4 protein-coding genes and 2 pseudogenes are annotated in these 7,612 nt (G+C 51.7%); all 6 read right to left on the minus strand.

Annotation, left to right across the window (positions count from 1 at the left end):
- Window positions 1-269: 269 nt before the first annotated feature.
- Window positions 270-959 (minus strand): MFS transporter, encoded by a 690-nt coding sequence (locus ACMX3H_RS15395; RefSeq protein ID WP_415211453.1) that lies wholly within the window; start codon window positions 957-959, stop codon window positions 270-272.
- A 23-nt stretch (window positions 960-982) separates the two neighbouring features.
- Window positions 983-1,309, minus strand: a complete 327-nt coding sequence (locus tag ACMX3H_RS15400) for an MFS transporter (protein WP_415211454.1) — start codon at window positions 1,307-1,309, stop codon at window positions 983-985.
- A 249-nt stretch (window positions 1,310-1,558) separates the two neighbouring features.
- The gene (locus ACMX3H_RS15405; RefSeq protein WP_415211455.1) at window positions 1,559-3,214 is read right to left on the minus strand and encodes a signal transduction protein; all 1,656 of its coding nucleotides are present in this window, start codon (window positions 3,212-3,214) and stop codon (window positions 1,559-1,561) included.
- Window positions 3,215-3,233: 19 nt separating this feature from the next.
- Window positions 3,234-4,810, minus strand: a pseudogene (locus ACMX3H_RS15410) (FGGY-family carbohydrate kinase).
- A 520-nt stretch (window positions 4,811-5,330) separates the two neighbouring features.
- A complete protein-coding gene (locus ACMX3H_RS15415; RefSeq protein WP_415211456.1) occupies window positions 5,331-5,804 on the minus strand; it encodes an NUDIX hydrolase in 474 nt (157 codons plus the stop codon).
- A 2-nt stretch (window positions 5,805-5,806) separates the two neighbouring features.
- Window positions 5,807-6,781, minus strand: a pseudogene (locus ACMX3H_RS15420) (DegT/DnrJ/EryC1/StrS family aminotransferase).
- Window positions 6,782-7,612: the final 831 nt, after the last annotated feature.

Here is a 7,612-nt window from a genome sequence, read left to right on the forward strand (position 1 = left end):
CTATCATCGCCGGATTATCCATGATCTGACAGCCGTCCCTTATAGGATGCGGGTTCACTAGGCATCGTAGTGGAACATATTCTTACCGGGCCATACAACAAACCCACCAATAATTCAAGACGTCCTCCACGGGGCGCTTACTTGCGATAAGCGGTGTAAACCCGCCCGCGAGGATGGCGCCAAACTAGCTACCGATAGAAATCCCGCTATAGCGGACTCTGGTGCTAAACAATTCCGAAAAGAGGGAAGGTTGCATCGAGTTGATGGCGTTATGGGCAATATTTATCACCAGTACTATAGCCCAACAGCATTAACACGAACGAATGGCTTTCCAGTGCCCAGAAGAAGGGAAAGGGGCTGATGGCAGCGACGATGGCGCCAAAGAGATAAATCTTGCGGCGGCCGATTTTATCGGAAAGCGCGCCATACAGCAGATGCATCGGGCAGACCAGAATACAAACCCAAACAATGGCCAACAGCATGGTGCCGCGCTCAATACCCAGAGTGCTGGCGTAAGAGACCGCAAATACCGTTACGACATAATAAGGAACGCTTTCACCCAGCCGTAACAGCATTATGGTCAGAATACTGCGCCAGGAATTTTTGATAACCTCGACGGTCGGAATGGTTTTTTTGTCCTTCAGGATCAATTCCTGCCTTTGCATTTCTTTAAATGCGGGGGTTTCATCCAGTTTGGCGCGGACGAACAGACCCACGCCCAGCAAGATGGCGCTGGACAGGAAGGGGATGCGCCAGCCCCACGACAGTAAATCATCTTGGGGTAACAAGGTGACCAGAGCGAAGGTGCCCGCGGACAGCAGGTTGCCGAGGAAACCGCCGATTTGCGGAAAAACGCCGAAAAAACCGCGCCGGGGGGGTGGCGCGTATTCATACACCAGCAGCGCCGCGCCGCCCCACTCGCCGCCTACCAGGAAACCCTGTAGGAAGCGCAGCAGCACCAGCAACGCCGGCGCCCACAGCCCTATTTGCTATAGCCCGGCAGCAGGCCGGTGAGACATGACACGATCCCCATGCCGATAAGCGTGATGACCAGCGTTTTTTTACGGCCGATGATATCGCCCAGGTAACCAAAAAACATGCCGCCCAACGGTCGCGCAATAAACCTTACCCCAAAGGTGGCGAACGAGGCTAATAATGCGGTAGTCGGATCAATGTCAGGGAAGAAAAGAATATTAAATACCAGCGCAGCGGCCATGCCGTATATTTGGAAATCATAGAATTCCAGAATGCTGCCTACCAGGCTCGATATTACCGCCAGGCGCATCTCTTTTTTGCTAACGTTTTGCATAATAATATTCTCAAGCTTGCTCAGGTAACAGAGTAAGAATATCAACAGGCGCTGATATTCATCATAGTTAAACGTTTTTATTTCAAGCTATATTGTCACGTGCGCGTTGACGCGAGCAGGGGAATGTCCTGCTCTTTTACGTCATCATTCGTGTTGTAAAACGTATCGATCTAAAACCACAATTAATGCAATAGTACAGCTTTTCTTAATAGCCTTATTTATCGTTATTCTTCCATGAATTTATCTTTATCACTGCTTGCTTAATAATTCATAGGCGCTGCCCGCAACGTAAACCTGAATACCTTGCGTTAAGGCCTGGGCCACAAATGCCGTTAACACCTCGGCCAATAACGGCTCATCGACATAGGCCAGCGTCAGATGATTACTTTGATGGCCCGCCATGAGATCGTCATGGCTGACGCCGTCTAAAACCGCATTAAGCAACGGCCATTCGTAATTGGTGGCACGCCGTCTGCGTTCAAACTCCTCCGCCGGCAATTCGACACCGCGGCCGGTACCGATATGCATCACAATGCCGGTCCCTTCATAATGCGCCCGCACCCAAACAAAGCGTCCGGCTTTACCTTGACCGCATATAGTGGAACCGCCGTTTGGGAAAAACATTGACGGCTGATGATACCCTTGCGCTCCCGCAATCCCGCCTTTCAAATGCTCAAACGGCACCGTGCCGGAAATTTCCAAATCCCAATAAAACACCCCCTGATAGTCACTGCCCCAGCGGATGTCGTGCAGCGTGGTTTCAGCGGGCAGCCCCAGCGCGTCGAGCAAACGCCACAGCATCGCCTGGGGAATGGCGGATCCCATATCCACTTCATTAATGCAGGGGATGGCTTTGTCCGGCCAAATAATATTGCCGTCCTCATCGGGGATCGGGAAACGCTCGGCGTTGCCAATCGCGCCTTCGGCAAAGTTCGATGCGGCACAGCAATCCTTCAGCCCCTGCTGGTACTGCACGCCCACCTCCGCCAGACAAAATCGTTTCACAAAACGGGCCTGCGCAATCAGCATTGCGCATTGTTCCAGCACTTGTTCACGGGTCAAATCCTGATCGTGGCGGGTGCCGAAATGGAAGGTCATGCCACGCTGCTCATACCACTGCAGGCAGCTTTCCCGCAGCGCCTGCGGAACTTTGTCCATCTCCACCAACAGCGCCGATTGCGACAGCGATTCCAGCGGCATACCGGCATCTACCATGGCTTTTACCGGGAACACGCCGTTCAGCATGCCCATGCATAAGGTATCGAACAAACCGATAATCGCCTTATGGCGCAGGATATATTCGCCCGTTTGCCGGCCTATCTGCCCCGGCGCGGTCGCCATCAGAGCATGGGCGGGAGGAATGGCGCGCAGATAGTGGGTTGAATGGTGCAATGCGCCATCGCGCAGCCACGTGGCCAGCCCCTGCTCAAAGAAGGCGTCATAAAAATTCTCCGACCACAGCCGGGAAACGTTTTTGCCAAGACTGGTCAGGGTACCCGCCATGCACAGCATCCCCACCAGCCCCGGGAAGGTACCGTCAAAGTTCGCCAGCAGTAGGACCGGCCCGCGGTGATGCACCAGCGATGGCGCGATATGGTGGGAATATTGCCAGGCGGTCAATAGGACAATCAGCGGCGCATTGGCATCGATATGGGCGAAAAGCGCGCTGCCTTCCTTCTGTGAGCTGATAAAGCCGTACCCACGCGCGTTATCCACGTCGTGGGCACGTTTCATGTGCCATCCCGTTTTCTCCAGCGCCGTTTGCAACTTTTGCTCAAAGCGCTGCTGCATCGGCCAGCAGGTCAGATTCGCCGGTTCGCGCAGATCGGCATTGGTTATCATGAGCACTTCGCGTTCCCCGGCGCGGACCGAAGCGGCGGCGGGCGTCAGATTTAGCGTTAGCATAGCCTCTCCTTTGTTATTATCAGGAGTACTGCATTAGGGCGGCGGCACGTTGCTGATCATCATACATTTGTAAAAAGACGCGATATTTCGCTGCAAAAAAAAGCTGCTTTTCGGCATCGGCGGCAACCACCGCGCCGGGCCGCCCCATTTGCCGCGCGGCGCTGGCGAAATCGGCATATTCGCCGCTGGCCACCGCGCCGAGCGTCACCGCGTCCTCTTCCGCAGCCAGATGCAGCGTGCGGCCGGTGGCATTGGCGTACTCTCTCAGCCACAGGGGATTGCGCGTCACGCCGCCGCATAAGAAAGAGCCACGATACATGGTGCCCCGCCTGTTGCATGACATCGATAATATGCCGAGTCCCCAGCGCGATGCCCTGCAGCGTCGCCAGATACTGGCGCGCCAAGCCGTCGCGGCCGCGATCGAGGGTCAAGCCGAAGACCGCCCCGCGCGCCAGCGGGTCTGCTCGCGGGGAGCGGTTACCGTGATGATCCGGCAACACATGCAGCGCCCGCGTGGGGAAAGGGTCGCGTTGTTCAAGATGGCTTACCCATTCGTTCAGTAGTTGCCAGTGGCTCACGCCGAGCTGTTTGGCCTCCTGCTGCAATGCCGGCCAGGCCTCGTGTTGAGCGATAGTCCACTCCACCAGCGCGCCGGCGGCGCTTTGGCCGCCCTCGTTCAACCACCATTCCGGCAGCATCGCATTCCAGTAGGGCCCCTATACGCCGGCAATCTGGCACGGTTCGCGGCTGACGATCATATGGCAATTGGACGTTCCGCCGATCAAAGCCAGGCTCCCCTCGGGATCCCCGGCCAGCAGCGCCAGACCGCCAGCATGGGCATCGATGATACCGGTGGCCACCGGTATCATCGATGCCCTCCGGCAGGCCAAAGGCGCGGGCGGCCTGCGGGCTGAGTTTGCCGGCGGCGTTGCCCAGCGGCAAAATGACGGGCGGGATGTGTGCCAGAACATCCTCAAGCCCCATCGCGCTTAATAGCGAAGCGCTGAATTGATTTTCATGGGCGAGGTAGTTCCATTTGCAGGTTAAGGTACATACGCTAGCAACATCGGCGCCGGTGGCTTTCCACACCAAAAAATCCGCCAAATCCAGCAGCCGGGCGCATTGTGCGTAACGTTCGGGATAATGTCACTTCAACCACAGGATTTTGGGCAGTTGCATTTCCACGCTGACCTTGCCGCCCACATACTGAAGGGCGCGATCTTCCGTAGCGTTGATCTCTTCCGCCTCGCGAGTCGCCCGATGATCCATCCACATGACGATGTTGCGCTGCGGATCGCCACTGGCGGACACCGAGAGGGGCTCGCCGGCGCTGCCCAACATGACCAGGGAACAGGTGGCGTCAAAACCGATGCCCTTGATGCGTTCAGGAGCGATATTCGATGTCGTAACCGCTTCCCGCACCGCTTCCCCTATGGCCGCCCAAATTTCGTCTGACGATTGTTCAACGCAATGGCCTTCGTCATGAAACTGGCTGATAGGACGGGTGGTGAAAGCTAACCGCTCGCCCCGGGAGGAAAACAACCCTGCTCTTACGCTGGCCGAGCCGGCGTCAACGCCAAGATAATATCCATTCATGGGAACAACCCTATTGCCACCTTGAGTTAGCATTATATTTACGCTGAATGAAAACTCAAAAGATTTGTAACGGATGTGTGATGTGGATCCTGCTTATTAGCTATCTCACTGACTTGCGGACACCATAGCTAACTCGAATTAGTTATAGCAGAAAGCCAAGATGAAGCGTGTTATAACGCAGTTATGGACCCGGTCCGCTCGAACGCGGTGCGGTGCGGGCCTGCGGTGGCGCTGGCGGTGGGCGGTGGCGGTGCGTGCCCGTTAAAGCAGCATTCTCTCGCTGGAGGGAGGGGCGATTTGTCATGGGCTGAACGTCGTCAAATGACTTTTCGCGACGCGATGGCCTCACGGGCTTAGGGCTGAGGACTAAGAGCTAGGGGCTAAGCAAGTGCTGAATCTGATAGGCAAGAATTCATTGTCTATTATAGCCACGGGTATAGCCGCGTAAGAGACATCAAAGCGGGCAGAGCCCTAGCAATTTTGCCGCGTTCAGGTATTCAATCTATGCCATAAAGCGTTGTTACTTTCCTTGAACGTCATAGAGAGACTGATTATCCTGATAAAACTTAATATAATCGCGATACTCTGTCTCGGTGTTGACGGGGAGATGTTCGCTAGGCATGAATTTTAAATCCTTTGACTCTTCTGTGTTCATCACCATCTCTCCACGATAGGTTCGGCAAAGATATAGAGCCGTTATGACATGTATCTGGTCCTGGTTAGGCAGCGTGAAAAAGTACTCTCTGCCAGAAAATACGTTTAGAAATAGGAGGTTTTCAACCGTCAGTCCCGTTTCTTCCAACACTTCGCTGCGCGCGGTATCTTCTAATGACTCACCCAGCTCAAGCAACCCTCCCGGCAAACCCCAGTGGCCATTCAATCTTTGTTGTAATAAAATATTGCCTCTTTCATCCAGAATGATAACATTTGACCCCGCCAATAATAAAGGCTGGTGACCGATCATGACTCTCATTTCTTTTACATATCTGCTCATTTTCAATTTCCGTTTATGTAATTTGCAATTCGGTGCGCATGGCGTTGTATTTTCACTATAGCTGATGATATTGCCGCAATGTCATTTAATGGCAACAAAGGATAGATAGGTAGACAAAGAATATTTGCAGCTATATTTTCACTGACGGGTAATATGGTCGCGTTAAATTCTTTATAGGCTTTCATTTTATGTACCACGGGAAAGAAATAGCGTCTTGTTGGTATGCCCTCGGCACATAAAGCCGCCACCAAAACGTCCCTGTCGCAGCCAAAGAGTTGTTCATCTACCCGGATTGAAAAATCCTTATAGGTACTCAATACATTGTGAGGTATATGCTGCAGGCTGATACCGGGAACCGATTTTAATCTCTCAGTATAGGCATTAGCGGCTGCATTGCGTAGTTTGATGTTTTCCGGCAATAAATCGAACGAGACGACCCCCATTAGACAGCTTATCTCGTTAAGTCGTCCATTCGTGCCTACATAGGTACAATCATAATCGCCTGGATTGCCATACTCTCGATACGTTCTCAATCTTTACGCTAAAGCCGCGTCCCGGGTAAAAATCAGCCCACCCTCCCCCGTAACCAGCGTTTTCGTCGGGGTGGCACTGAATATTTCAGCGTCACCGAAACGACCAATCTTGATGTTATTCAATATTGATCCCATGCCGTGGGCAGCATCGAATATGAGCTTGATATTGTGTGCTTTAGCTAGCTTTTCGAGAGCCAGGCAATCCGCAGGCACACCAAAAACATGGACCGCGAGTATCGCTTCCATCTGGTTGGTTATTTTTTGCGCGAGATCGTTTATACTTATATTATACGTATCCGGACAACAATCAACAAACACAGGTTTGGCCCCGGCTTGTACAATCGCATTAGCAGATGCACAAAATGTAAACGACGGCACCAAGACTTTCCCTGTTATGCCAAGCGCTTCCAAGGTAAGAGTCAGGCCAAGATACCGCGACGACATTCATTTGTGCGTCCTCGCTATACGCTTTTGCCTTGTCTTCGTATACCTATAAATATTTCCCTTTGGTAAGCATTCCGGAGGTTAAGATTTCCGCTATGCTCTCTTTTAAGGTCGCAATAGAAGGAATATAAGGTTTCAGGAAGGGTATTCCGTGGGAAAAGGCTTTCTTCCCACCCAGAATAGCGGGTTTACCTTTCATGGCAGCCCCCTGACGAGTAGGTTATGTTCCAGAGTTTTGACATTACTGTAAATATTTAAGTTGGGATCAGGAATCAAATGGCTTCTCACCAACATCTCGATCTCTTTTATACCTTTCTTTAGGTCACATTCAGCAGCAAACCCTAACTTATTCCTGATACTTGCAAAGTCCACTCTATAACTTCGATTATCGGTAATGGATGCGTCACTTTTCACGATAATGCCCGGTATGCAGGAGCAGATCAAATGCCCCAGTCCAGACAGGTTGATGTTTAATTTTTCATCACCGACTGTGGGGTGGCAAGCATTTCTGGACTATCAAAGGGAACGTTGGATTAGTCGTAAGCCCTTTATTGGCGGGGCTTACAACGATTTTAAGGATTCTGAACTCATTGCAAAAAATGATCAGAAAATGATTTTTTTGCACTATATTCTGGACTGAATTGGTTGTAGTTTGAGTAAGTTTGAAAGCCGTTTAAACGCCTTTTGAGCATCATCTTTAAATAAAATAATTATATAAAACATTAAATTAAGTATGGTAAATTTAGCATGCGATAGCGTAGTATTTACTTAGGCTACTCCGCTTTTCTTATAGCCTAAGCTTGTTACGTCTTCTATTTGATTCTCTTGAGG

Source organism: Sodalis sp. (in: enterobacteria), from assembly GCF_047607725.1.
Taxonomy (GTDB): Bacteria; Pseudomonadota; Gammaproteobacteria; order Enterobacterales; family Enterobacteriaceae; genus JBLKSS01.

What these genes read in the sequence shown, in the direction of transcription:
- ACMX3H_RS15400 (WP_415211454.1), bottom strand. Translation starts at nt 1,309, where the DNA reads ATGCAAAACGTTAGCAAAAAAGAGATGCGCCTGGCGGTAATATCGAGC.
- ACMX3H_RS15405 (WP_415211455.1), bottom strand. Translation starts at nt 3,214, where the DNA reads ATGCTAACGCTAAATCTGACGCCCGCCGCCGCTTCGGTCCGCGCCGGG.
- ACMX3H_RS15415 (WP_415211456.1), bottom strand. Translation starts at nt 5,804, where the DNA reads ATGAGCAGATATGTAAAAGAAATGAGAGTCATGATCGGTCACCAGCCT.